Source organism: Tolypothrix campylonemoides VB511288_2, from assembly GCF_045999855.1.
Taxonomy (GTDB): Bacteria; Cyanobacteriota; Cyanobacteriia; order Cyanobacteriales; family Nostocaceae; genus Scytonema; species Scytonema bouteillei_A.
Genome location: NZ_JBFPMW010000019.1, coordinates 26210 through 52893 on the forward strand (window position 1 = coordinate 26210; position 26684 = coordinate 52893).

Genomic DNA, 26684 nt, shown 5'->3' on the forward strand with positions numbered 1-26684 from the left:
AACTTTTTGTTGATTTTTGCCCAGCTACTTACTGTAAGCTATTTTTCCCAAAAACTCCGTGTTTCTATCATGAAGCTTTAACAGTGAGTAGTGACCAATGACCCCTTGAATTTACTAGGTTCTAGGGAACTGGAAAGCTACCTTTAGGACTGGAGCCTTTGTTAAACAATTAATTTTCGAGAAAACTCAACTTACTTGTTTTTAAAATTTCATAAATTTTTCAGTAAGAATACTGCTTTAAATTTGTGAAGTTTTTACTTAATTTTTAACAAACATAAATAACTTTCTGCTATAAAAAAATACTTCGTTTCTGGAATCACTAAGTACGTTCGTGTAGTTAAAAAAAGTAACCCTCTCTCTTAAGACGCTTTCTATTCTTTGCGTTCAAGGTACTACATGCGTAAACATAAATTTTTATTAGATCGGGCTATTAACTTGTTTTCGAGAAAATCGCTATTTCAAAAAGCCTTTGCTGTTTCTTTGTGTGGTGTTCTTGGTGTCAACTTAACTGCTGGTTTATTGATAGGACAGAACCGTCGTGCGATCGCAACTGAAGCTGACAAAACCCTTGTAGCGCAAAGAAAGTACCAACCAGGCAAATTTCATATTGTTTATGGAGAAGTCAAAAGCCCGTTTTATCGTGAATTGCAAAAAGAATTGCGAAAATCTAAAGCCTTGGAACCCGTTGGAGAAGCACTCAACAGTCTTCAATTAGCTTTACCAACGGATGTAGCGATCGCCTTTACAGAATGTGGTGAGTTAAACGCTTATTACAATCCCGGTGACCAATCAATAAAAATTTGTTATGACTTGCTCACACATTATGCAGAATTGTTCTCTAAAGATTCTCCTAAAGGTTCAACAGATAAAGCCTTTGAAGAAGCTGCAAGTGTTTTGTTTTTCGTAGTTCTACATGAAACAGGACACGCTCTCGTTGATTTGTTAAAGATTCCGGTAACAGGAAGAGAAGAAGATGCTGTTGATTCACTAGCTGCTGTCATGTTATTAGAAGGCGAAGGGGAAAATGCAGCAGATGAAATAGTGATTAATACAGCACGCGCCTTTGCTTTACAAGGACAAGGACAACTCAAAGGTGAAACAATTCCCTTCGCAGACGAACATTCTTTAGATTTGCAAAGATTTGCTAATTTGGCTTGCTTGGTTTATGGCAAAAACCCTGAAAAATATACTGATATAGTTAAAAAAGGAATTTTGCCAAAAAGCAGGGCTGCGAAATGTCCCAGTGAATACACTCAAGCAAGAAATAGTTGGTTGCGTTTGCTGGAGCGCCACAGTTTATCATCCTAGCTAGTAGGTTCTGGGTTGCGTATTATATCGTTTGCTAAGATCCCTGACTTTTTTGTCAAGTCAGGGATCTTGTAGTTTTCAGTAAGATAAATACAACTATCCTCTACTTTGTTGTTTTCACGAATCGGCTAAATATGAAAAATTGTAAATTTTAGTGCTATCTTCGCTGTATTTCTTTAAGAAAGTTATCCTCAGTAGCTTTCTCTATCTTTGGAAAGTTGTGTAGTTCTTTAAAACAAGTTTTAATTATAGCCAATCATAGCATTTTTTGAATTTCCAAATAGATAGCTTCTTCTTTTATAGAAATCATAAATGATTTATGAAAAGTTTTAAGCACTGTAGGGGCGGCATTGCCTTCTACATTCAAATTGCTTTTTATCTTGCTTTTGAAAAGGTAGAATTTTCTGCATCTAAAGCAAATTTGTAAGCAAACAGCAAATCCTATTTGGAAGGTTAAATCTTTTATTTGCTAGCAGTTAACAATCGTATTCATTTATAATGTCGTACCGCAGAACACTGAATAAACTGGGAAATTTCTTACGAAAACAAGGTTTTTTACGTACAGGAGTTTTCCTGACACTGTTATTGAGCATCATATTGTACAGTTGGGTAGCATTCTCGCAACAACCAGTTGTCTTGAATATGTTGATTGCTGCGCCTGATGCTCCACCTTGGAAACAATTTTTAATAAAAAACTTTGAAGCCAAAAACCCAGGTATTCGCATCAACCTTGTTGAAGGACCAAATGCTACCAATTTGTTGGAAGATTTGTATACTTCTGCTTTTATCTTGGGTGAGTCTCCTTATGACTTAATTTATATGGATACGATCTGGGCTCCTAAGTTTGCAGCCGCTAACTGGTTGCAACCTTTAGACGATCGCATTTCCAAGCAAGAGTTAGCAGCATTTTCGCCCAAGGATGTGGAAGCGGGACGCTATCAAGACAAGCTCTACAGGATTCCCGTGCGTTCTGATGCGGGAATGCTCTACTACCGAGAAGACTTGCTCAAAGAAGCAGGATTCAAACCCCCTGAAACTTTCGAGGACTTAATGCGAATTTCCCAAGCCTTGCAAAAACAAGACAAGGTAAACTGGGGCTATGTTTGGCAAGGTCGCCAGTATGAAGGATTGGTGGCGATGTTTGTCGAAGTTCTCGAAGGTTCTGGTGGCTTCTGGATTAATTCTGATACGGGAGAGGTGGGATTGGATCGACCGCAAACGCTAAAAGCGATCGAGTTCTTGCGTAACACTGTAAGGGAAGGTATTTCCCCTCCTGGAGTTACGACTTATATCGAAGAAGACACCAGACGGATGTTCCAAAGCGGTCAAGTGGCATTTCTACGAAGTTGGCCTTATGTCTGGACTTTAGCCAATAAAGAAGGTTCGCCAATCCGGGGCAAAATTGGTATTAAGACGATGGTTCACGCACCAGGAAGCACTGGGGGTGCTTGTCTTGGGGGATGGGGTTTGGGAATTGCCAAATCTTCCAGACATCAACAACAAGCATGGAAAGCAATTCAATACTTTACAAGTGAAGAAGCACAACGCCAATTTGCTTTAAGTGAAAGCTACGTCCCAAGCCGCCGCGCACTCTTTACAGATCCAGAAATTGTAGCCAAATATTCTTACTTTCCCCAATTGCTAAAAGTTGTAGATAATGCTGTCTTACGCCCACCCGTTGCTCAATACGCTCAGGCTTCAGATATTTTACAACGCTACTTAAGTGCGACGCTCAGCGGTCGGATGACTCCGGAACGAGCAATGCAGGCTGCTGCTAGTGAAACGCGCCGACTGCTAAAAATTGGACAAAGCTAAAATAGTCAAGGTGATGAACTTGCAAACACTTAAAAGTCGGCAACAAAGGACAGCATGGATTTTACTAACACCAGCATTGCTACTGCTGTTGTTTGTATTTGCATATCCGATCGCACGAGCATTTTGGTTAAGTGTATTTACTAGGAATTTGGGAACGGAGTTGCAACCCGTATTTTCTGGTTTGGATAATTATGTACGGATGATAGGAGATGGTCGTTTTTGGCAGAGTCTTTGGACGACATCCGTATTTACAACAGCATCCGTTATTTCAGAATTATTATTGGGATTGGGAATAGCCTTAGTTCTCAATCAGGCATTTTTTGGACGGGGAGTTGTGCGTACCATCGCAATTTTACCTTGGGCTTTGCCCACGGCTCTGATTGGTTTAGCTTGGGCGTGGATTTTTAACGACCAGTTTGGAGTTGTAAATGATATTTTGCGGCGATTCGGATTGATACAGACTGGGATTAACTGGTTGGGAGATCCAACACTAGCGATGATAGCAGTTATATTTGCTGATATTTGGAAAACGACACCTTTTATTAGTATTCTGCTACTCGCTGGCTTGCAGTCAATTTCGCAAGATCTTTATGAAGCTCATTCCGTTGATGGCGCAACACCGTGGCAAAACTTCTACAAAATTACTTTGCCGTTGCTATTACCGCAAATTCTCATTGCAGTGTTGTTTCGGTTTGCTCAAGCTTTCGGGATTTTTGACTTAATTGCTGTGATGACTGGGGGCGGACCTGGTGGTGCAACAGAAGTGGTTTCGCTGTACATCTATTCTACTGTGATGCGCTACTTAGATTTTGGCTACGGGGCAGCTCTTGTGGTCGTAACATTTTTAATACTGGTTGCAGCAGTGGCGATCGCCAGTTTCTTGCTTAACAGATCCCGTGCTAGGACATAAGGAGTTATTTACCCATGACTGCACTTCCAGAAACAGTTCCATCAAACACTTCCAAACCACCCAAAAAAGCAATTCCTTGGAAAAAATTCTTGCTACCAATAGCAATTGCACTAGTGGCTTTGTTCAGCCTAGCACCAGCACTCTGGCAACTGCTGACCTCATTCAAGGTCAATGAAGACATTGCTGCGATTCCCACTGTCTATATTCCTACGCGATACACTCTCTCTCACTACATAGAGCTATTCGTCCGACGTCCATTTTGGCGCTATATCTTCAACAGTGCTTTCGTTTCCGTAACATCCACGGCTCTGTCCTTAGCGATTGGAGCACCCGCCGCTTATGCCCTTGCACGGTTGCGCCCTTGGGGCGAACGATTTATTCTTGCAAGTGTGCTCATTGTGACATTATTTCCAGGAATTCTTCTATTTATAGGATTGTTAGAAATTATCCAAGCACTCAGGTGGGGTAACAATTATTTGGCATTGATTGTACCTTACACCGCTATCAATTTACCTCTGACAATTTTAGTCTTGAGAAGTTTTTTCCAGCAATTGCCTAAAGACTTGGAAGATTCAGCCAGAGTCGATGGCTATAACACCTTTCAATTGCTGTGGCAAATTGTATTGCCTATGACCCTTCCCGCCTTGGTGACGACTGGAATTCTCACCTTTATTTTTGCCTGGAACGAGTTTATTTTTGCTCTCACGTTTATGACTCGCGAAGAATTAAAGACAATTCCTGTGGCTGCAGCACAGTTAGGAGGCGCTTCAGTTTATGAAATTCCTTACGGTCCAATTGCAGCAGCAACTGTTGTGGGAACTTTACCTTTAGTTTTACTCGTTTTGTTTTTCCAGCGCAGGATTGTTCAAGGTCTGACGGCTGGTGCTGTTAAAGGGTAAATTGATGTCAGAATTTTGATTTTCAACAATGTCATACAGAATAAACTTCTTTCAAAAGACACGACATCCTAAAAATTGTTAATCCAAAATCCAAAATCAAACAATGGCTAGACTTGTACTGAAAAACTTAAATAAAACCTACACTTCCAAAGTTGTTCCGGTAAAAGATGTTAGCTTAACCGTAAACGATGGAGAATTTCTGACTTTGTTAGGTCCTTCTGGCTGTGGAAAGTCTACCACACTGCGAATGATTGCAGGGTTAGAAGAACCAACTCGCGGTCAAATTACAATTGGAGACGTGGATGTCACCTACAAGCGACCAGCCGAGCGCAATATTGCAATGGTGTTTCAAAGTTATGCGCTTTATCCCCACATGACAGTGTATGACAACCTTGCTTCTGGTCTCAAACTGCACCGCACTCCACCCGTAGAAATTAAAAGCCGAATCGCAGACGTTGCTCATATTTTAGGATTGGAAGAATTATTGAACCGCAAGCCCGGTCAACTGTCTGGAGGACAGCGACAGCGAGTTGCAGTAGGGCGAGCGCTTGTCCGGCGTGCTAATGTATACTTGTTAGATGAACCCCTAAGTAACCTAGATGCATTGCTCCGCGAACGAGTGAGGGCAGATATCAAGCAACTATTCGCTGCTCAAAATGTTCCGGTTGTTTATGTTACTCACGATCAGACAGAAGCAATGACACTGTCTACTAAAGTGGCTTTGCTCAATGATGGTTATGTCCAACAACTTGACCCACCCGATCGCATCTACAACCATCCAGCCAATTTATTTGTTGCTGGATTTGTTGGCAGTCCCCAAATGAATTTACTGACTTTACCTTGTCAAGGGCGACACGCGATGCTGGGGAACTTCCAAATATCTCTCCCAGATTTACCAACTGTACCACCTGAAATCGTATTGGGAATTCGTCCGGAAAACGTTCGGATTCCAGAAGCCAATGATACACAAACTATTAAAGGGCGGGTGTATCTAGTGGAGAATTTAGGTATGCACTATTTGGTCAGCGTGAAGATTGAAGGGTCGCAGACGACAGTACGTGCGTTGCTACCAACAGATCGAAGTTGGAGTGGCGAGGATATTACCCTGGCATTGACTCCGCAAAACATTCACTGGTTTGATGTTCGCTCGGGGGATGCTCTTGTCAGGAAACAAATGTCGAGTGTTGGAGCATAGATATGGGATTGTATTGTTTGAGGTAATATCAAACCTGGCTCTGATTTGAGTAGAGACAAGACCATCGCCTTGGATCATATCCGTCCGCAGACTCCTGTCTCATTCAAACGGAAAGCTGCAAATTGACCTTGTGGGTGTTTTTGCAGCGCTTGTTGTAAAGCACTCATACTATTTGGTGCTACGAAGTAGTCTCCACTATCTGGCTCGATTAAAATAAACCAGTTGTAGTGGTCTTGAATGAGTTGAAGACGAATTTGCTCGAAAATGAGACGACCTCTCTGGTGAAAAGCGTTCGCCTCTGCTTGGCGTTTGGCTTTTTCTGTAGGTGAAATAGTGCGTTCTGGAAACAGTCTGCCTCTTTTGGGGCGATCGCTGTTGTGTAACTGTGTCATTTTTGTACTTTGCTGTATTTCGTTGACGTACTTCTGCGTTTTTACTGTACTCCGCTCTAGAACGTGTGTTGTTAGTTAGCCAACCAGCCAATTAACACTCTTTAGCCCACTGACAAATTTTGTTCGGGTACTATTAAGATTGCGATATCGAATTTTTTTGAAGGCTGAACGATGAACTACGGAGATTGAATATGGTAGTAGCAGCAGTACTCGCAGAAACTAGAACTGTACTTGAGAACATTAGCTGGCAGACATTTAAAGCTATGTTAGCTGACATGAGCAACCAACGCAACACTAGACTTGCTTATGACAATGGGATACTAGAAATCATGTCTCCAATGATGCCGCACGAGAACTCTAATCGCATAATCGAAGGTTTTATTGGGGTGTTGTGTGAAGAACTGGGGCTGGAAATTAAACGCGCTGGTTCGCTGACTTTAACACGGGATGACTTGGAACGAGGTGGTGAGCCGGATAGTAGCTACTACATTCAAAATGAGTCTTTGGTTAGACATAAAGAAAATATAGACTTAGCAACCGATCCACCACCAGATTTAGTACTGGAAGTCGAATATTCCAGACCAAAAATAGATAAGCTAAAACTATATGCTGCAATGGGTATCCCTGAATTCTGGGGATACAACGGAAACGTACTTCGATTCTACGTACTTAGCTCTGGAGACTACTCAGAAGTAGAGCTTAGTCCGACCTTTGCGCCTGTACCAGTGAACGAGATTCCTCGCTTTATCCGAGAAACCAGAACAAATGGGGAAATGTCAACAACTCGCGCTTTTCGTAATTGGGTGAAGCAGGCGATCTCTGCTATGTAAACGTCTCCCCTTACCAAGAGGGGGTTATAGAGTTTTCTTCAACCGAGCGATCGCTATTCTGGGACTGAATGACTGGGAGGAAGGTATTACTGCGTTAGAGTACGCACTTGAGCGCATAAAGTCTACAAGCGATATAGAGGTAGAAGATGGTGAGTTAATTTTCCGCAATTTATTTAACAGCACAAATGATGCGGCGGTGTGGAAAACTCGTATCAAAACCCTGATAGAACTCTATGACAGGTATGAACTTGCTTCAGTCTTGGCACAAGGACTTGTGCGACAACGGAGCATTCAGGCGCTGATGTCGGAGATAGTAAGCAACAAAGCAGCACAATCGTGGCTGGAGGTATGGCGGGAAGTGGTGGGAAGCCGCCCTGAGTTCCAAATTTCTCTTCGTCTTTTAAATGCTGCTGTCCGCTATCGGGAAACAAAGGGGGATAGGCGCGTGTTGCTAGAACTGCCTATTGAAGAACGTAAACTTTTACAAGAGGTACTGGGGATCGAGGAATCGTCAAGTCAGAACAATAAGCCAAATCCATAAAATACCCTAGCGAACTATCTAAACTAACCAGAGTAACGTTACGTGTGGACGAAGGTGCGGATTAGTCAACGGCTAAACTCTGCTTCTGGTAAATCGGCAAAAGCCTGACCAACTGTTACATATGGCAACAGACCAAATAATTCAGGTTCTGGCGTATGAGTTGGTAAAGGTAAGCTAATACTGCCAATTTCTTTTAAGCAACCAACAAAGAACAATCGCCGTCGTAATTGGGGAGTGCCAAAATCAGCAGCAAGAAGTATCCCAACTGAAACTTGATAGCCTAAATTCGCCATCTTCTGCAAAATCTCCTGATATAACTGACTTCCTGCAATTCCTTTAAGATTGGGTACATTTTCCATGACAAAAAAGGGAGGATGTAAATGTTCTACGAAGCGCAAAAATTCGTAAATCATTTTACCTCGGTCATCCTGCAACCCTTTTTGTTTACCGGCTTGACTGAATGCTTGACAAGGGGGACCACCAAATACAAGGTCAGGCTTATCAACTTCACCTGAGGCATTTTGCCAGAGATTTAATGGATCTTCTAGGGCGGAAATATCTTTTTCTAAAACGGAAACACCTTTACGAAAAAAACCACCTAGCGTTGCACAAGCATCTGACCAATTATCGAGTGTTACACAAATGTCTATGCAATTTGTAAGATGAGCACCAATATCCATACCTCCTGCACCACTAAATAAACTGAAGGCTTTTAAAGTACGATTATTAAATCCAAGCATATGCGCTTGGTGAGCTAAATGTTCAAACACAGCCTTTGCAAGTGGTACGGGAACGGCATTACCTACCTGAAGCTGAGTACTGGTTAGGGTTCCTTCAAATTTCATGCCATCGGGAAAACCTTGCAAACGTGCTGCCTCTCGTACAGTAATGAACCTGTTTTCATAAGGATGGACAAACTTGTTAAAAATATAACCTGTCACTGTTAAGGAAGGTTTATTCGGATCGAGTCTAATCATTCTCAGGTTTGGTCCACCCTGTCGATTTGGGTCATGCTTGACATAGTATTTAAAGCTATCATGCCAAAGCTCTTCGGGTAAATCCTGCATTTTTTGCCCTATTTTCAGGGCGTTAATACGTTTTTGAACATCGGAACCTACTCTTCTAGCAATATGATTTTCAATAATCTTATATGAACTGCTAGAATTGGAAATTTTGTTGAATCCATTCATCTCTTACATGGCTTTGTGTGAAAGTAATAATACCATCAAATAAGTTATATATTTCTCGGTCTAATGGCAAATCACCAACTTTTTTTGCTTGTCCTGTTGTATCTAAAGTCCACACAATATCCTGAAGCTCAAGCAAGTAATCTCTGTAATGACGTACAGCGTGAATGTTAGACAGTAATGCAGTTTTGAAAGCAAAATGACTGGCTTTGGGTTTACCAAAAGCCGCAATTTTTAAGACTTGATAAATACCTTTTTTTATATCATCGGTTCTATCCATTCCCACACTTGATTTACTATCAGAAATAGATTCGTATCCCTCACCCTTTCTTCTCACAGGCCAATTTTCGGGTCTGGGAATAGGTTGTCCGCAGGCATTTGTTAACCAATAAACAGGCTCTGGTAAAGTTCCTCTTCCTCTTACAGCTTTGTTATAGGCAGAGTAAGCAATATTCCAAAACTGGAAATATCTATAAAACAGTTCGTCTTCCTCGCCAAAAACTTTTCCAATTTGCTCGTATGCCCATTTTGTAGAACTACTACTTCCTCTTACACCCAAAGGTACAAGCTCATAATTCCAGCGATCGTCTTCCAACTTAGGAAGCATAATATTCATTTGAGATGACGTAAGAAACGAATTATCCGTAGCAGAGTGTAAACGAGGTATAGGTTCTCCGTTATCATCTACCTCAGTTTGCACCTCGACTTTTACTGCTAAGGGAAGTGTTGTCAGTGGTGCGGCTTTTACTTCCGCTAATAAAACTACATCTTGTGTTTCATCATGAATGATTACGTCAATAGGTTCTGTACCGTAATAAATTTTCAAATACCGTGAATTTATTGTGAATAAATGCTTGAGAAATACACAGAGCAAACGCCTTGTTGTTCCACCAATAGTTCCAGAAGAAGGTTTGTTGGCTTGATGAAAATAAAAATTTCCTTGCAAAACACATCTTGGACAGGTGTTAGTGTATGGATAAATTAAAAGAGGGGAATTTTTTACTGGACAATAAAGCCATCCCGTATTCGCTACTTTTGTATAGTACTCAGCAGCGACAATGAGGTCAAAAGCAGCCGCAAGTGAAATACCGGGTGCGGTAGCAGTTCTTTCAGCATTTTTCAGAGCTTGCTCAACAAGAACTCTGGCTAATGCTTCTTCATAAGTATTGGCTTCAAAAGCTTTAGCCTCAGAAAGAAGCTTTTCTATCCAATCAACCTCAACTTCCGACCTTTGACGACTGTCACTTGTACTCAAACCATCTCCTAAAAGGACTTTGTATCAATATGACCTAATAATACTGAGATTTCTCACTACTTACAGCTAAATTGAATAAGATACCTGTAAATTCAACATTATACGCCACCCTCTTATCTGTAAAGAGGATGGCGTATGAAAGAAAGTGATTGGACAATTTATTTTTCTTCCTGCTCTAACAGCTTGGAAAGCCTGTTTTTGATATCTTGCACTTGCCGATCGTTCTTTGGCAGTGTTAACAAACGAACTTCTATTTCTGCAATATTGTCAATTCGAGTGGTTTTCTCCCACATTCTCTTTTCTGTATCAGATTCGTGCTCGTAACGGAATGTTACAGTATCATGACAGACATCCATGATTTCTACGTTTTTTAGCCAGCCATTACTGCTTTTGACAAAAAGCCACACGTTAGGCAAGCCAATAAGCTCTTTAAGTTTACTCTCCATACCCATGATATTTAGAATCCTAATCTAAAGATAGTAACATACTGTGTCAATATAGCTTAAGACGTATTCTTGCACGCATTCTAAATATTGAGAAGGATATTTTTACGGACAGACAACACTTATGCGGTCACTCGGTAATTTTGTTCCTAATGAATAGGTAACTTACTTGCCAAGAGATACATCTTTTCTGTAATTATGGAAAACATAATATAAGGTAAAATTTTATTAAGCGAGGATAGACATGTACATCGTTCACCTTGCCTCAGAATGCGCTCCTGTGATTAAAGCTGGAGGCTTAGGCGATGTCGTTTATGGACTCAGCAGAGAATTGGAAATCCGGGGGCATTGCGTCGAAATTATCCTTCCGAAGTACGACTGTATGCGCTACGACCACATATGGGGGTTGCATGACGCTTACATGAACCTGTGGGTACCCTGGTATGGGGCGGCGATTCACTGTTCGGTCTACTGTGGGTGGGTACATGGGCGAGTGTGTTTCTTTATCGAACCTCACTCACAGGATAATTTCTTTAACCGGGGCTGCTATTACGGTTGCGATGATGACAATCTGCGGTTTGCGTTCTTCAGCAAAGCCGCTTTACAATTTTTGCAACAGAGCAACAAGCGACCTGATGTAATCCACTGCCATGACTGGCAAACGGGCTTAGTTCCGGTAATGCTCTATGAGATTTACCAATATCACGGGATGGGTCATCAACGGGTTTGTTACACCATCCACAACTTCAAGCATCAGGGCTTTGGTGGTGCTGAAATTCTACGAGCAACGGGTTTAAACCGACTAGAACATTACTTCCATTACGATCGCCTGCGAGACAACTTCAACCCCTTTGCCATCAACTTAATGAAAGGGGGGATTGTTTACTCCAATGCAGTCACAACAGTTTCACCCCATCATGCCTGGGAAGCCCGTTGTACTAACATTGGTTACGGGTTGGGTCACACCTTGCACCTGCACCAAGGTAAATTTACTGGAATTTTGAACGGTATTGATTACGATTTCTGGAATCCAGAAATAGACCGTTACATACCCCACCACTTTAGTCAAGATAATTTTGAAGAGAAAGCAAAGAACAAAAAAGCTTTACGAGAACGACTGTTGCTGCAAGATGTCGATAAACCACTGATTGCTTACATTGGTCGTTTGGATGAGCAAAAAGGTGTTCACCTTGTGCATCATGCAATGTACCATGCCATTCACAATGGAGCACAATTTGTGCTGTTAGGTTCGGCAACAGAGTCAGGGATTAATACTCACTTCCAGCACGAGAAACGCTTCTTAAACGACAACCCGGATATTCATCTAGAACTTGGTTTTAACGAAGAATTATCCCACTTGATTTACGCAGGAGCAGACATGATTGTTGTTCCCAGCAATTATGAACCTTGTGGGCTAACTCAGATGATTGGTTTGAAGTACGGTACAGTACCGATAGTTCGGGGAGTGGGTGGGCTAGTCAACACCGTGTTTGACCGAGATTATGACGAAAACAAGCCCCCAGAAGAACGGAATGGTTACGTGTTCTCCGACTCGGATTACCATGCTATTGAGTCAGCAATGGATCGCGCTCTGAAGTTGTGGTACAACGAGCCAGAGGAATTCCGCAAGCTTGCTCTCCAAGGGATGGAGTATGACTACTCTTGGAACCAGCCAGGAGAAGAATACGTGAAGATTTACGACCAGATTCGATATCAGTGGTAGTAGATTCGGTTCTTTGTACTTAAAGATTTTTCCCTTGCTCTCTCATAGGGGCGAGGGATTAATTTTTTTCCCGTGTTTTGCAATTCACAGACAATCCTCAAACTTAGCTAGGATGTACGTAGAGCTACAGGTTAATGACTTTAAAAAACTAATGGCACCTTACTCCTTAAATTTACCACTTCAACTACAACAAGAAGCAGAAAGATACGCTAGTAGCCAAGGGATTTCACTGGAGCAATTTATTATTTGGGCTGTAGCGGAGAAAGTCGGTGTTCTCAATCAACCAGTTGACGATCCCGCATACCCAGGAATTACATATCGCATTGGTGCTAGTGGTACAAGAGTTTCTGTACTGCGAGGGACTGGGCTGCGAGTTCAGACGTTAGTTATTGCTAGCCAACAATGGGGGTTGTCTGTTCCAGAGATTGCAAGTGAATATAACTTGAGTGAAACCCAAGTGCATGAAGCTTTAGCTTTCTACGCTGCACACAGTCAAGAGGTCGATAAAGCAATCGCATCCGAGCAAGCGTTGGAATTGCATCATGTCTAAACCTCTGCTGCATTTAGATGCGGATGCTTCAATGAGAGCACTACATACAGCTTTGGTAAATCGCGGTCATGATGTCACTCGAACACCTAATGATTGGATGCCTCTAGATGCCAGTGATGAAGCGCAGTTGTTAGGGGCAATAGCTCAAGGACGATGTATTTTTACTTTCAACATTCGCGATTTTTTAGTTCTATCATAACGGTATCCAAACCACTATGGCATTGTCTTAGCAGCCCAAAATAGTTGGTCTCTGTCTGGTTTAATTGCGGCTTTAGATAATATGCTGACAGAAACACAAGCCACGGATTTGATTGGACAAGTGCGTTGGCTCAACCAGTGGCAAACATAGGATTCTACAGACTTCAGCCATAAACTTTAGGATTGACACAATAAGGTAATTGCTCGCCTTTCAACCCAGCAATTAAGTTAGCGATCGCCATATTTGCCATTTTTTCCCTTGTTTGCCGACTGGCACTGCCAATGTGAGGCGCAATAATGAGATTATCAAGCGTGAGTAACGGGCTATCGATAGGAATTGGTTCTGGATCGGTAACATCTATGGCTGCACCTGCAATTTGACCTTGTAAAAGCGCTTGGTACAGATCGTCTTGGTTGACAACTCCTCCTCGTGCGGTGTTAACGAGAATGGCAGATTGCTTCATCAATTCAAACTGCCGATCGCTAAAGAGATGGTAAGTATCATCAGATAACGGAGTATGAATTGTTACAAAATCTGATTCTTGCAGCAAACTTTCAAAACTGACAAACTCTACACCCAAGGCTTGCTCTAGTTCTGGCTGACATCGGTGTTTGCTAGTATACAAGACCCGCATATCAAACCCCTTAGCACGACGAGCTACCGCCTGACCGATACGCCCCAATCCCACAATTCCCAAGGTAGCACCTGCAATATTTGGCCCCAGTAACAAGTCTGGTTCCCAGGTGCGCCACAAACCAGCACGAGTCAACTTATCTGCTTCCACAACTCGTCGTGCAGCAGCCATTAATAATGCCCACGCAAAATCAGCAGTTGCATCTGTTAATACGCCGGGAGTGTGACCGACTGGAATCTTTTGTGCGGTGGCTGTTGGGATGTCAATGTTGTCGTAGCCGACTGCCATTTGGCTGATGACTTTAAGACAAGTTCCGGCTTCTATGAGTTGTTTGTCTATTCGGTCACTCAGCAAGCAAAGCAAGCCATCTACTGTCTTCACCTTTTCCAGCAAAACTTCATAAGGAGGTGGTTGGCGTTCTTCCCAAACTTCGATAGCCGCAACTTGCTGCAGTCGAGCTAAATCGGTGGGAAGGCGGCGGGTGATAAAGACTTTGGCTTGGTGCATGGGTCAAGGTTTACAAGGTTTTCAGATTGAGGATGTGCGCGATCGCTCCGTATATCTCTGGAGGTTATGCTATCAGATCTACCAGATCTCCGACTGCTTGAACGTTGGGTATTTCTCCCACAAAGTAAATACACGATTCTTTCAATCTTTAATTTTTGATATAAATACTTGTACCTTTCTATAGTTTAAGAAAAATTTTAAAATCAAATCTGTAGAACTACGAATTTACAAACCCTAGAAAAAGAAATAGAAGAAATAAAAGAACAAAAAAAAGCCATTTTTTTATTTTTGTATAAGAACATAAAAATAAAAAAAAGCCATTTAACAAGTAGTTCTAGTTTTGAGTTTCTTACAAAACGCGATCGGGAAGCACACCATATGAAGTTCAGCATAAAATTCAGTTTTTCTTTTCTAACTTTATTAGGGATAACAACACTCTTAGGAGCACCCGTAACTGCTCAGACTGCTAGTGCAAGTGGAAGTTTCGTGTTAGTTAGACCATCAGGTGGTTCACAAAGTATCAGTGGAGAAATTAGTTTACCTGCTGGGTTTTATTTTCAGGGACCTCTAAATGTGAAACCGACAGTCACACCCGGAAAAAGTCCAGGCGGAAATGATGAAAATATTGGTAATTTACTGATCGATCCTGGTACAGTCACCGCAGTCACTAATTCAGTCAGTGCCAATCCCTTTCTCCAAGAAGCAGCTACAGCTTTAAAAGCTGCTACAACCGCCAATGATGTTGCTGCTCAATCAGCCATTATTAAATCGGGGGCTGGCGTGAATGGTTTAGGCGGTCTTGAATAAGAAGATTTTTACAGAGATGACTCTCTAATTTCTACAAGATTTGAGCAGACATAGGTAGGTCGGCAAGAAAAAACACAAATATATAACGAAATGTAAAATTTTCTATTCGGTTTGTAGTTGGACTATCTTCACGTTTGGTGCAACTACAAACCTGACTTACTAATTTTGTCTGGAATATCTCAAATTCTTTTTTTGTTTTTCATTAAATGAAAAATTTGATTTTAATTCAACATTTTATTATCTATTTAATTTCAATATTAGTTTCTAACTATTATGCCTTAAAATCGGTAAAAGCTATTGATGAAAATGGTTTAAAAATAGAAACAATAGATACATCTAACCTTCCTCAGCTAGAACCAATTTCTAAAAAATCAGAATTAGAAAAAGTAGAAGCCAAGAAAAAAGATCAAAATCAACAACAAATTATTCTAGATGCTTTAACAGTCAGTGCTAGCAAATATCCTTGGTTTGTTAATCCAACCGATAACTTAACGTTTTCTCCTCAAATTTTCAACCCTAATATAAACGATCGTTATTTTGATTTTGATATAAATTTTGCTAAAGAAAACCCCATTCTTCACAAGTTTACATTTGCTCTTTTCCCTAAAGAAGAGCAATTCTACTGGGTATTACCTAGTAATAGAATTGTTTTTGAGACTCAAGGATGGCAAGGGGGAATTGTTTATCAAGGCAGATCCAGTGACACCAAAATTATGCAAAGCATGACGTTAGAGCAAGCATTTGGAGGTATTCAAGCAGTTTCATTCATTCCCAGTAATTTTGAGAACCTAAGCGGAGATGTTGTAAGTCAGAACTTTTCTATCACGGCTATTGGAGGAAAAATAACAAATCCACCTGGTATTTCTGCCGATCGAGTTATTATTCACAGTGGAATTGATTACAGAAATTCTAATGTAACGATTTTGAAAAATACTGCTCCCAATCTTGGTAGTGCTTCGACTGATAGTGTAAACGGTGGTAGTTCTTTATTTCAATCCCTAAATGTTTCTAATTCTCCCCGAATTTTGCAAGGCTTTCCTACTGTAGATTTAAAACCTCTGCTTAATGATGGTAACTTGAGATTGGCAGAAGGAGAGATTATTCCCAAACAGGTTTTAGAAGCCACTGGAATTTTTTGGGGAGATCCAATCGCAGGAAAACCATCTCAGTTTACAGCACCAATAACTTCTTTGCCAGGAATTAAAGTTGCACAGTTAGGAAAGTTTGATAATACAGATTTACTCCATACCTTAGTCAATCCCTTACAAACAGATATCGAAAGAGATTTACACTATCTCAATTCCTTATTTTGGGTGTCCTATGGTCAAAGAAAACCCAAGTTTAACGTTAGTATACAACGTCAAACCGAGCGCGATTGGCACAGAGTGTATTTTAGTCATGTTCGTAACAGTAGTACGATCGAGTACAACTCCATGAATGCGAGTGCTTCTTATACTAATGTTTTTGCTAATCCCGGTATATCACTCACCCTCAATTTAGAAGATGGAAAGATAAATGATACTCAAAGCGTAAATTCTACTATAGGAATGGCACTTGGTCTCATTTTTAAAAATATTGATACTAATAATCTCAAGACTCATCTTGAAAATGCTAAAACCTATTTTTATGGTGAACAGAAGTTTGCCAGCTTGACAGCGAAAGCAACTGTTCTTCAAAGAAGACAAATCAATTACAGACTCGACAGGACATTATTTTATGCTAATTCAGTCAGTGGTTTAAAGCAGGTTTCTGGAAACATGACTTTTAAGAGCAAAATTACACCTGTCAGTTCCAATGTTGTTCAAGTGAGAACGGGGCTATACAGGCGGGGATTGCAGTTTTTTCATAAGAAGAGTAGTCCATTCATCGAAGGAAGTACTTTTTTTTCTAAACTAAGACTTTCCAATAAAGATTTTGGTATACTTAGCTTTATCGGTACGCAACTTCCTTCAAGGAAAACGGCTGTTACTCCCATAAACGAATCTGCATCTGCTGAGATTATCTTACAACATCCAAACGGGAAAAATTTTGTTCAACAATTTGATTTAGCAGAGGCTGAGGTAGTACCTATTGGGATTAAATCATCAGATTTAGCTTTCGATCGCATTGAGATTACCAAAACAGATCGTCAGAATATTCGCTTCAGAACTTTTAACGGCTATTTATATTTACCAGCAGTAGAAATTGCCTATAGTGGGTCTTCCGGTTATTTTCACTATAGTACTGCCACAGGTTTGTGGTTTAATACTAATTCTAATACGGCTCCTGGTGTATTTTACAACAACATGGGTTTATCAGAAGTTGCGTTAGGAATATACAGTAATATATTGTTGAGTTTTCAGAAAATAGATGTCCAAAGAGATGCTAGCAATAAACCAAAAGCAATTACAACTTATGCTTCATCCTTAAATGCAAATTGGAATAGTGCAAGTAATAAAAACAATCCCTTTTCTGCTCTCCTCAGTTATTCCTACTCCTATCAAAATCAGAACTTTGGATTCTCAGTCACTCCAGGTATTGCTTTTGCTGAAAGTAGCGATCGCAGTGAATGGACAAAATTTATTGCTACACAATTTAGCCTGAAAACTGGCTTAGAATGTAAGACAACACTGGAACTCAGCAAAGAACTTTTTTTTGATGTCAATGCCTTACAAAAAATTAATCGAGACCTATCTATTGGAGCTTATCTCAAAAATTTTAGTGAAATTAACCTTGGTCTTGACAGTCGAGCTTCCAACCTAAACTACGGTATTATTCTAAAACATAAATATCTAGAAGCTCAAATTGGCACTGGAGAAAAGGGATTTGACGCTCGATTGCAAGGAGGAGTGCAATTTTAAGCATAAAAAATACACAAATATGATTTTCTTGTTTGTACTTCATAAATTTCTGATTTTAACTAACATCTTCCACCGCCCCCAAAGCCTTCAACGTTTCTTTTTGAGCTATAGTTAAACCTATCACCCCAGTAATATTCATCCCCTCGTAGGGTCTAAATGTTCGCAAAGTTTTAAAGCATTCACCTGTCAATACATTCCACAGCTTAATAGTCTCATCTTGACCGCCACTCACCAAAGTCAGACCATCAGGACTAAACGCAACCGACCTTACCCGATTAGTATGTCCGTGTAAAGTTTTCAGGCATTCACCCGTGCAAACATCCCATAACTTCACCACTAGGTCATCACTACCACTAGCTAAAATTTGACTATCCGGGCTGAAAGCAACTGACCTGATCCGATTTGTATGCCCTTGTAAAGTTCTCAAACATTCACCCGTTTGGACATCCCATAATTTCACTGTTTGGTCTTCACTACTACTAGCAATCTGACGACCATCAGGACTAAAAGCAACTGACCAAAGTCGATTGGTATGTCCGTGTAAAGTTCTCAGACAATCACCCGTTTGAACATCCCATAATTTCACTGTTTGGTCTTCACTACTACTAGCAATCTGGCAACCATTAGGGCTAAAAGCAACTGACCATATGCGACTGGTATGCCCTTGCAAAGTTTTCAAGCATTGACCTGTTTGGACGTCCCATAACTTCACTGTTCGATCTTCACTACTGGTAGCTAAAGTACAACCATTAGAACTGAAAGCGACTGACCATACGCGATCGGTATGCCCTTGCAAGGTTTTCAGACATTGACCGGTGCGAGTATCCCATAACTTCACTGTTTTGTCGTCGCTACTACTTGCGAGCTGGGAACCAAACCCTTGCAGGGACGCTTCGCAAACAGGGCTGAAGGTAACTGACCTTACCCAACTAGTATGCCCTTGTAAGGTTTTCAAGCATTGACCCGTTTGAACATCCCATAACTTCACTGTTTGGTCTTCACTGCTGCTAGCAATTTGACAACCATCAGGACTGAAAGCAACTGACCTCACCCAACTGCTACTTCCCTGCAAAGTTTTGAGGCATTGACCCGTGCGAACATTCCACAACTTCACTGTTTGGTCATCACTGCCACTTGCTAAGATGTAACTAAATCCCTGTAAGGAAGCTTCGCGAACGGGACTAAAGGCAACTGACCTTACCCAGCTGGTACTGACCTGCAAAGTTTTCAGACATTCACCCGTGCGAACATTCCATAATTTCACTGTTTGGTCGTCACTACTACTGGCTATCTGGCAACCATCAGGACTAAATATCACCGATCTGATGCGATTGGTATGTCCTTGCAGAGTTTTCAGGCATTCACCCGTGCGAACATTCCATAATTTTATTGTTTGGTCTTCACTTCCACTGGCTAAAGTGTCACCAAACCCCTGCAAGGAAGCTTCGCGAACGGGATGAAAGGCAACTGACCTGATATGACTGGTGTGTCCTTCCAAGGTTTTAAGGCATTTACCCGTGCGGACATCCCATAACTTGATTGTTTGGTCTTCACTTCCACTTGCTAGAGTGTCACCCATAGGACTGAAAGCAACTGACCAGACTCGGCTAGCTTTCTCCTGTAGGGTTTTGAGGCATTCACCCGTTTCGACATCCCATAACTTGATTGTTTGGTCTTCACTTCCACTGGCGATCAGACAGCCATCAGGGCTAAAGGCAACTGACCAGATTCGACTGGTATGCCCTTGCAAGGTTTTGAAGCTTTCACCCGTGCGAACATCCCAGAATTTTATTGTTTGGTCTTCACTTCCACTTGCTAAGATCTCCCCATCGGGGCTGAAGGTTACTGACCTGATCCAACCACTATGTTCTGCACAGGTGAAAAGTAACTTTCCTCCTTCAACTTGCCATAAATGAGTTTTCCCATCAGCATCACCTGTAGCCAAAAGTTTTCCGTTTGGGCTAAATACAACTGATGAAATACTAACTAATTTTTCAAAAAAAACAGACCTTGCTAGATCGCTATTGGCAAAATTTACATGATGTAAATTAACTCCTTGTAAATAGGCTTGCCAAACAGTTAGATTGGCAAAGTTATAGTCGCTTAAATTAGTTTGTAACTGACAAAGCATATTGAGAATATTGCCGCCTGCATATCCTGCTTCTAGGGGCGATCGAGCCTGTAGTTTTGCTAAAATTTGAGTCAGCTTTTTTTCCAGATTTTTAGGCGTTCTAAAAAGAGTTAACAACCTGTCTATAATTGGTTGAAGTATCAGTTGAGTTTGAGTATTCCTAATATAATCTTTTGTAGTCGCTTCAATAAGAGCATGGCTCATAAATAACGCGATTTCACCAGTCCTGATTTCTTGAAAAACTCGTTCAACTACTTTGTCGGTCATGTATTCTAGTACAACTGGTTGAAGCGTAAATAGTGCCAGACTTTTTTCAATTAAAGAACGTCGCCGTAACGATTCTAATGCTTCTAGTAATTCTCTTTTTGAAACGAGACGTATAATATCATCTAATAAGTCTTCTAAAGAAATTGTTTCTCGCTTAATTGCCAGCCAGTACATGATTTCTTTTTCTTGCTCTGACAAGCGATCGAACTGCTGATCTAATAAATTGCGCGTATCACCAAAAATTATCTCTCCTTGTTGCATAAAAACGGCGATGTCACCGCCAAATAACTCGCGAATTGGCTCAGCAACTAACTTTAACGCTAGCGGATTGCCAGAATATTTTTCAACCAGTTGTGTCCATTCTTGTTCGGAGCCAAATAAACCTTTATCTTGAAGAATTTTTTGCCCTTCTGTTTGTCCCAAGCCAGATAATGAGAGCGTTCTAACTGGTGATGTCTCTCCTTCAAGAGGTGCGAATTCTTTTGGTTTTTCTCGACTGGTTAATATCAAGCAACTTTGATGAGATTCTTCCCCTACCCTTTTCAGCAGTTCACCGTAACCTTCATATCCTTCTCTATAGTCGCCTGCGCGATCGCCCCCTTGCAAAACTGTCTCAGCGTTATCCAGTACTAAAAGACTTTGGTGCTTTCGTAAATAATGAATCAGCAGCGAGAGTCTTCCATCTACAGTGTCAGGTAAATCAGTTTCTTGCTCATCTGACAAAAATCGTATTAGGTTGGCTAAAAGTTCTTTGACTGGTGGTGCGTTGCGTAACGATCGCCAAATGAAGTACTCAAAATTATCTTTCACTTCATCTACTAATTTTACCGACAAAGCCGTTTTGCCAATTCCTCCCATTCCCAATAATGCAAGAAGTTGGCAATTATCCCTAACAATCCACTGCTTGAGCACAGACAGTTCTGCTGTCCGTCCGTAAAAGACACACAAACTCGGTGCTTCACCCCAATCCTGTCGCTTTTGGACAACAAATTCCTGAGTCTTAGTAGATGCTTGATACTCATATTGCAGAACTTGTTGTAACTTAACTATCTTCCCAGGTCCCCCACCACCGACATTAAACTTCTTATACACCTCACTTAATCTTTTACGCACTGCTTCGGCGCTGATACCCAGTTCCTTGGCAATTAAGGTTGGCGATTTTCCATCCACGGAAAGAAAAAAAACTTCTAGTTCGCTGCTAGACAACCCTCGTTTAGCAGCCAAAGCTTCCAGAAATTCAGCAGAAAGTACATTCATAACCTGCAGCAATCAAATTGATATCTGCCTACCGATGGATTGAAAGAAAGCACCGTGTTGGATTGGCACCCCTCGAAAGTTAGATAAATATTTTATTTCAGAAGAAGTAGATTCTTCTCCAACCCACACTCTTCAAAAATATCAAAATAATTGCTCTTTAGTAGATTCGGTACAGATGTAACCAAAGATGAGATGGTTGTTGCTTGACTTTGTAACTTAGTTACTTTAAAGTGAGAATTAAGACCATATCGGTCATTAAGCTATTTCGCTTTAAATTGCACGACAGGGCGGGCAAAGATACCCATCCTATAAGAATTAGGTTTACTAAAGCGGTGCAAGTTATAGAACGAGCGGCTTAACTTAGGTGGTAAGGAGTAACTACAAGAAACTTAGTGAGCTAAATTTAGTAACTAAGTATGATTTTGGATATCCAGATTTTGGATGGAGATGAAACAGCAGTTGCTGGAAGATGACTAAATGTCAAAGTTTTCATACAAAGTTGCGTTCATCGCAACTATTCATACTCCACGGACACCTTCTCCCGATTTGGGAGACAGGCTGTAACTCAGTACCAGTTTCTAGCCCTAGTTTTCAGCCTCAAATCTTAAATTTGGAAAATTCCAGCCTGGGTTCAAACCCCATGCATCAAAGCACGAACTCTAGCCTGTCAATAAAACGGCTCTCTTTTTCCTATTCCCTTTAGGTTGAAATTCCGTAGCACTCTCAATAGATTCAACTTCCAATTTAGGACAAGGCAATGAAAACTAATCTTACTGACGAGAATAGTTTACTTTTCAAATGGGCTTGTAAAATACTTAGGTATTTTTTACTGGTTATGCTTGGCTTTGCAATAGCCTACATTCTTTCTCACGTTTTTAGTGTTTCTTCAATTCTTGCGTTTTTGTTCTCAGCAAGTGTATGGCAATGGATAGGTCGTGCAACCGTTTTCGTCTTTTGCCTGTTTGCGATCGCAATGATTTACGAATCATCGCGTTAATAGCCTAAAAATATGACATCCAAGATTCCCCACTATCAAATTCACAGCTAATAGTTGAGTCAGTGTAAGATGATAATTTAAAATCTTATCATGCTGACCACTCACCCTCAACTATTACGACTGTCGCAAGGACAACTCAACGTGCTTGAACGTTGTCCCCGCCAATTTCAACATACTTACTTAGAACAACTTCATTCTCCCTCTAACCCAGAGCATGAGGAACGGCAAATTTTGGGTAGTCGCTTTCACTTGCTGATGCAACAGCGAGAAATGGGATTACCTGTTGACGCTCTCTTAAAAGAAGATGCTCAATTACAAAGCTGGATGACAGCTTTTGCTAATGCAGCACCAGAAATTTTGACGCCCTCCTCTCATACCCAATCCTTTCGTGAAAGCGAACATTACCGTACACTCCAAGTTCAAAATTATTTACTGACGGTTATCTACGATTTATTGATTGCAGATAAAGAGCAAGCACAAATCCATGACTGGAAAACTTATCCAAAACCCCCATTAAAAAGCAAATTAGAACAAAACTGGCAAACACGGCTCTATATGTACGTATTAGCTGAGACTAGCAATTATTTGCCAGAAAATATTTCCATGACATACTGGTTTGTTCCATCTGAAGATAAATTACAAAGTGTAAAATTTGTTTACAGCAACTTTCAACACCAGCAAACTGCCAACAGGCTGAATCAACTCCTAAACCGGTTAACATATTGGTTAGAACGTTATTACAAAGGAGAATCATTTCCCCAAGAATCTGACGGTAGCAAAGCCTGCAACTACTGTCAGTACACGACACGTTGCAATAGAACGCAAGCTATATTCGAGCAAACATCTGCGATTGCAACTCCTGCTCTAGCAGCTACAACCTTACTAAATATAGAGAGTATTCAAGAAGTTAGCTTGTAAACTGCGGATAATTTCTAAATTTATTATTTTATGCATTTTGATGATAGTGATGCGGTTTACGTCCGCGAATTAGGAATAGACGACATTGCCCCTGTGTACCACTTGGGCGAAGAGTTATTTACCAGCGATTTATATCCTTATCTATATCGTTGCTGGGATGAATGGGAGGTGATAGGACTTTACAACACCGATCCAGAATACTGCCTGGTTGCCGAAGCTGATGGGCATCTTGCAGGATTCATTTTGGGAACCATCATTACCAAAGCAAGTTGGACATACGGATACATTTTGTGGTTGGGAGTCAGCCCTAAGTTTCAACGTCGCGGCGTGGGAGATAAATTAGTTGATAAAGTTGTTTCACGCATGATAGAAGATGGGGCGCGATTCATGCTAGTAGACACAGATCCTGCCAATGTTCCTGCAGTGAAATTCTTTACCCGCAAAGGTTTTGGTAATGTGCGCCAACATATTTTCCTATCCATGAATCTTAGCAGGCACGAGTACTATGGCAGACTGATTGACTACGAACATCAAAAAGCTGAAAGAGCAGGTTATAAGCGTTCTCGTCCTGCTATGCGTCCCCGTAAAACTGATGGAGTCGCTGGTGAAATTGCCCTTAATACTTTGGTAGCTGACGCTCAAACGACTGAGGAACAAACTCCTGTTTAGGTCATGTCCGTACCACAACAGCAATGGATTCTTGCACAAACTGGACAACCGCCCGAATCTTTTATTCAGGCGGTGAAACAATATGCTCCCGCATCAGGAGGACACTTTGCAGCACAGTTGTTATGGCAAAGAGGAATACAAGATGAAGCAACATTAGCTGCTTTTGTCAGTCCTCAAGCTTATCAATCGGCAAGCCCCTTTGAGTTTGGGCAAGAAATGTATTTGGCTGTACAACGGTTAGAGCTCGCTTGGGAAAACAACGAACAAGTTGCTATTTGGGGTGACTTTGATGCAGACGGTATTACCTCCACTGCTGTTTTATGGGATGGGTTGGGACAATTTTTTACCCAAAACAAGCAATTAACTTACTACATTCCGAATCGTATTACTGAATCCCATGGATTGAACAGTAAAGGAATTGAAAACCTAGCTAGAAAAGGTTTTCAATTAATTGTAACTTGTGACACGGGCAGTACAAATATAGAAGAAATTACTTATGCGAAACAGTTAGGTATAGATATTATTGTTACCGACCACCACACTTTACCAGCAGAACGTCCAGCAGTAACAGCGATCGTCAACCCGCGATATTTACCAAACACTCACCCACTGTTTCATCTTTCTGGTGTAGCTGTAGCTTATAAGTTGGTGGAAGCTCTTTATCAAACTTTGCCAAGTGTTCCACAAAGGTCTTCACTAGAAGATTTACTGGATTTAGTAGCCGTTGGGCTAATTGCGGATTTAGTCCAGTTGCGTGGAGATTGTCGCCACTTAGCACAAATGGGAATTCAGCGACTGCAAGAAGATTTTAAGAAAACACCTGAAATGCGGCGGCGTCCTGGAGTGGGACGCTTGTTGGAATTGTGTCAAAAAAATGGCGATCGCCCCACAGATATTTCCTTTGGATTGGGTCCAAGAATCAACGCTGTCAGCCGCATTCAAGGGGATGCAAGTTTTTGCGTGGAATTACTGACAAGTCGAGACCATAAAAGAGTCAGCGAACTTGCGGAGATGACAGAACTAGCTAATGCCCGCCGTAAATCTTTACAAAAAGATGTAACCCAGCAAGTAGAGCAAAAGCTAGCCAGAATGGACTTATCAACTACTAGCGTTATTGTCCTGGAAGACCCTCAATGGGCTGTAGGTGTTTTGGGATTGGTTGCCGGACAAGTCGCACAAGAGACAGGGCGACCAACTATTTTGTTAAGCACAGAAGGAGTGGAGATGGGAGACCGGGAGAAACCTGCTACCATGTCTCCCCCCTCTCCCCCCCTCTCCCCCTCTTCCTCTCCTCTTCTCGCCCGTGGATCTGCTCGTTCAGCTAACTCAATCGATTTGTACCAACTCGTCAAAGAACAGGCACATCTTTTACACCGTTTTGGAGGACACCCCTATGCAGCGGGATTAAGTCTTCCAGTAGAGAATATTCCATTATTTACAGAAGCAATCAACCAACAGTTACGACGATCTTTGGCAGGTACAAACCTCATACCAACCCTAGAAGCAGACATAGCGGTGACAGTGGCAGATTTGGGAAAAGAATTATTTTTAGAACTGAAACTGCTAGAACCCTGCGGAATGGGTAATCCCGTACCAAAACTTTTGATTCAAAACTGCTGGTTTGAGAACGCTTGGCATCGAAATCAGCAAGATTCGCGAGGAAAAAAAGTACAGTACATTAAAGCCGAGTTTGACATTCGGGATGATTCCACAAAAAACCCTTTTCCTGGGGTGTGGTGGGGACATTATAAAGATGAATTACCTCTAGGAAGGTGTGAGTGCATAGTCGAACTCGATTACAACACCTTTAAAAAACGTTACGAAATCCGAATTGTAGCAGTACGTTCCTTACAGCAATCGGCTTTCAGCCAGCGATCGGCACGTATACTCGATTGGCGTAATACCTCCCCCTCTATCCCTCCATCCCCCAATCCCCCCTCCTCCGTTCCCCTCCTTATCGAAAAATGTCCGACTAGTTGGGACGATTTAAGAGCGTGGTTGAAACGTTCCCTTTACGAGGGACAACCACTTGCACTTGCTTGGAGCAAACCAAACCACAAACCGCCAGAACAAATTTGGTTAACTCTGGTAGGGCTTGCCAAATACCTCAGCCGTACACATCAACCAGTCACTCGCATTCAGTTATTAGAAAAACTTGGTATCGGCGATCACCCATTACTTTTGGGGTTAAGAGGTTTAAAATATTTAGGTTTTAGAATCACGCGCCAAGATCGTGCTTTCATTTTTGCTCAACACACAAATATTGAATCAACCCTTGCAGAGACAGCCATTGCCCAATTTTTAGTCGCTGTCCGAGAAGAACAATTTCAGCAACAGTATTTTGCGGATGTGCCTTTATCTACAGTAGAAGCGATCGCAAACAGTGGTTAGTGGTGAGTAGGAATCACAA

General features: G+C 41.3%; 22 protein-coding genes. 16 read left to right on the forward strand and 6 right to left on the reverse strand.

Going from position 1 to position 26684, the window contains the following annotated elements; translation table 11 throughout:
* The first annotated feature begins 396 nt into the window (after positions 1-396).
* The 5 genes from AB0756_RS36735 to AB0756_RS36755 all read left to right on the forward strand — a co-directional run bounded on the left by AB0756_RS36735 (position 397) and on the right by AB0756_RS36755 (position 6127).
* The gene (locus AB0756_RS36735) at positions 397-1308 is read left to right on the forward strand and encodes a DUF4344 domain-containing metallopeptidase (protein ID WP_167844718.1); all 912 of its coding nucleotides are present in this window, start codon (positions 397-399) and stop codon (positions 1306-1308) included.
* 498 nt (positions 1309-1806) lie between these two features.
* On the forward strand, positions 1807-3123 hold the full coding sequence (locus AB0756_RS36740) for an ABC transporter substrate-binding protein (protein ID WP_038082797.1): 1317 nt from the start codon (positions 1807-1809) through the stop codon (positions 3121-3123).
* A gap of 10 nt (positions 3124-3133) precedes the next feature.
* Positions 3134-4033, forward strand: coding sequence for a carbohydrate ABC transporter permease (locus tag AB0756_RS36745; RefSeq protein ID WP_038082801.1), 900 nt, complete (start codon positions 3134-3136; stop codon positions 4031-4033).
* Between the two features lie 14 nt (positions 4034-4047).
* Complete coding sequence (locus tag AB0756_RS36750) at positions 4048-4932, forward strand: carbohydrate ABC transporter permease (RefSeq protein WP_038082796.1); 885 nt, start codon at positions 4048-4050, stop codon at positions 4930-4932.
* Positions 4933-5035: 103 nt separating this feature from the next.
* A complete protein-coding gene (locus AB0756_RS36755) occupies positions 5036-6127 on the forward strand; it encodes an ABC transporter ATP-binding protein (RefSeq protein ID WP_038082794.1) in 1092 nt (363 codons plus the stop codon).
* Positions 6128-6201: 74 nt separating this feature from the next.
* On the opposite strand, the gene AB0756_RS36760 is transcribed toward AB0756_RS36755, so the two are convergent.
* Positions 6202-6519 carry a hypothetical protein gene (locus AB0756_RS36760; protein ID WP_038082792.1) on the reverse strand — a complete coding sequence of 106 codons (318 nt, stop codon included), beginning with the start codon at positions 6517-6519 and terminating at the stop codon, positions 6202-6204.
* A 191-nt stretch (positions 6520-6710) separates the two neighbouring features.
* Between AB0756_RS36760 and AB0756_RS36765 the strand changes: the two genes are divergently transcribed.
* Together AB0756_RS36765 and AB0756_RS36770 are read left to right on the forward strand one after the other, a co-directional pair.
* Complete coding sequence (locus tag AB0756_RS36765; protein ID WP_038082790.1) at positions 6711-7349, forward strand: Uma2 family endonuclease; 639 nt, start codon at positions 6711-6713, stop codon at positions 7347-7349.
* Positions 7350-7545: 196 nt separating this feature from the next.
* Positions 7546-7890 carry a hypothetical protein gene (locus tag AB0756_RS36770; protein WP_038082788.1) on the forward strand — a complete coding sequence of 115 codons (345 nt, stop codon included), beginning with the start codon at positions 7546-7548 and terminating at the stop codon, positions 7888-7890.
* Between the two features lie 65 nt (positions 7891-7955).
* Here AB0756_RS36770 and dcm read toward each other — a convergent pair whose 3' ends face one another.
* The 3 genes from dcm to AB0756_RS36785 all read right to left on the reverse strand — a co-directional run bounded on the left by dcm (position 7956) and on the right by AB0756_RS36785 (position 10784).
* Complete coding sequence (gene dcm / locus AB0756_RS36775; protein WP_038082786.1) at positions 7956-9080, reverse strand: DNA (cytosine-5-)-methyltransferase; 1125 nt, start codon at positions 9078-9080, stop codon at positions 7956-7958.
* The gene (locus tag AB0756_RS36780; RefSeq protein WP_038082783.1) at positions 9049-10332 is read right to left on the reverse strand and encodes an alpha-amylase family protein; all 1284 of its coding nucleotides are present in this window, start codon (positions 10330-10332) and stop codon (positions 9049-9051) included. Before AB0756_RS36780 ends, dcm begins: the two co-directional genes overlap by 32 nt.
* A 158-nt stretch (positions 10333-10490) precedes the next feature.
* Positions 10491-10784 (reverse strand): DUF6679 family protein, encoded by a 294-nt coding sequence (locus AB0756_RS36785; protein WP_237265912.1) that lies wholly within the window; start codon positions 10782-10784, stop codon positions 10491-10493.
* Between the two features lie 235 nt (positions 10785-11019).
* On the opposite strand from AB0756_RS36785, the gene glgA reads away from it, so the two are divergent.
* From glgA to AB0756_RS36800, 3 genes are all read left to right on the forward strand, one after another.
* Positions 11020-12498 carry a glycogen synthase GlgA gene (glgA, locus tag AB0756_RS36790; RefSeq protein ID WP_038082780.1) on the forward strand — a complete coding sequence of 493 codons (1479 nt, stop codon included), beginning with the start codon at positions 11020-11022 and terminating at the stop codon, positions 12496-12498.
* Between the two features lie 151 nt (positions 12499-12649).
* The gene (locus AB0756_RS36795) at positions 12650-13048 is read left to right on the forward strand and encodes a DUF433 domain-containing protein (protein ID WP_038082799.1); all 399 of its coding nucleotides are present in this window, start codon (positions 12650-12652) and stop codon (positions 13046-13048) included.
* Positions 13041-13247, forward strand: a complete 207-nt coding sequence (locus AB0756_RS36800) for a DUF5615 family PIN-like protein (RefSeq protein ID WP_050045626.1) — start codon at positions 13041-13043, stop codon at positions 13245-13247. Before AB0756_RS36795 ends, AB0756_RS36800 begins: the two co-directional genes overlap by 8 nt.
* A 163-nt stretch (positions 13248-13410) precedes the next feature.
* Here the strand turns inward: AB0756_RS36800 and AB0756_RS36805 are convergent, their stop codons facing one another.
* Positions 13411-14388 carry a 2-hydroxyacid dehydrogenase gene (locus tag AB0756_RS36805; protein WP_050045625.1) on the reverse strand — a complete coding sequence of 326 codons (978 nt, stop codon included), beginning with the start codon at positions 14386-14388 and terminating at the stop codon, positions 13411-13413.
* A 378-nt stretch (positions 14389-14766) separates the two neighbouring features.
* Here AB0756_RS36805 and AB0756_RS36810 point away from each other — a divergent pair, with 378 nt between their 5' ends.
* A complete protein-coding gene (locus AB0756_RS36810; protein WP_167844717.1) occupies positions 14767-15195 on the forward strand; it encodes a hypothetical protein in 429 nt (142 codons plus the stop codon).
* 206 nt (positions 15196-15401) lie between these two features.
* Positions 15402-18035 (forward strand): hypothetical protein, encoded by a 2634-nt coding sequence (locus tag AB0756_RS36815; RefSeq protein ID WP_038087590.1) that lies wholly within the window; start codon positions 15402-15404, stop codon positions 18033-18035.
* A gap of 55 nt (positions 18036-18090) precedes the next feature.
* On the opposite strand, the gene AB0756_RS36820 is transcribed toward AB0756_RS36815, so the two are convergent.
* On the reverse strand, positions 18091-21690 hold the full coding sequence (locus AB0756_RS36820) for a WD40 domain-containing protein (protein WP_050045623.1): 3600 nt from the start codon (positions 21688-21690) through the stop codon (positions 18091-18093).
* Positions 21691-22447: 757 nt separating this feature from the next.
* Here AB0756_RS36820 and AB0756_RS36825 point away from each other — a divergent pair.
* From AB0756_RS36825 to AB0756_RS36840, 4 genes are all read left to right on the forward strand, one after another.
* Positions 22448-22687, forward strand: coding sequence for a hypothetical protein (locus tag AB0756_RS36825; RefSeq protein WP_072040734.1), 240 nt, complete (start codon positions 22448-22450; stop codon positions 22685-22687).
* Between the two features lie 90 nt (positions 22688-22777).
* Complete coding sequence (locus AB0756_RS36830; protein WP_038087587.1) at positions 22778-23605, forward strand: PD-(D/E)XK nuclease family protein; 828 nt, start codon at positions 22778-22780, stop codon at positions 23603-23605.
* A gap of 30 nt (positions 23606-23635) precedes the next feature.
* The gene (locus AB0756_RS36835; RefSeq protein ID WP_038087583.1) at positions 23636-24274 is read left to right on the forward strand and encodes a GNAT family N-acetyltransferase; all 639 of its coding nucleotides are present in this window, start codon (positions 23636-23638) and stop codon (positions 24272-24274) included.
* Between the two features lie 3 nt (positions 24275-24277).
* Entirely contained in the window at positions 24278-26665 is a 2388-nt protein-coding gene (locus AB0756_RS36840; RefSeq protein ID WP_038087579.1) for a single-stranded-DNA-specific exonuclease RecJ, read from the forward strand.
* The last annotated feature ends 19 nt before the right edge of the window (positions 26666-26684 follow it).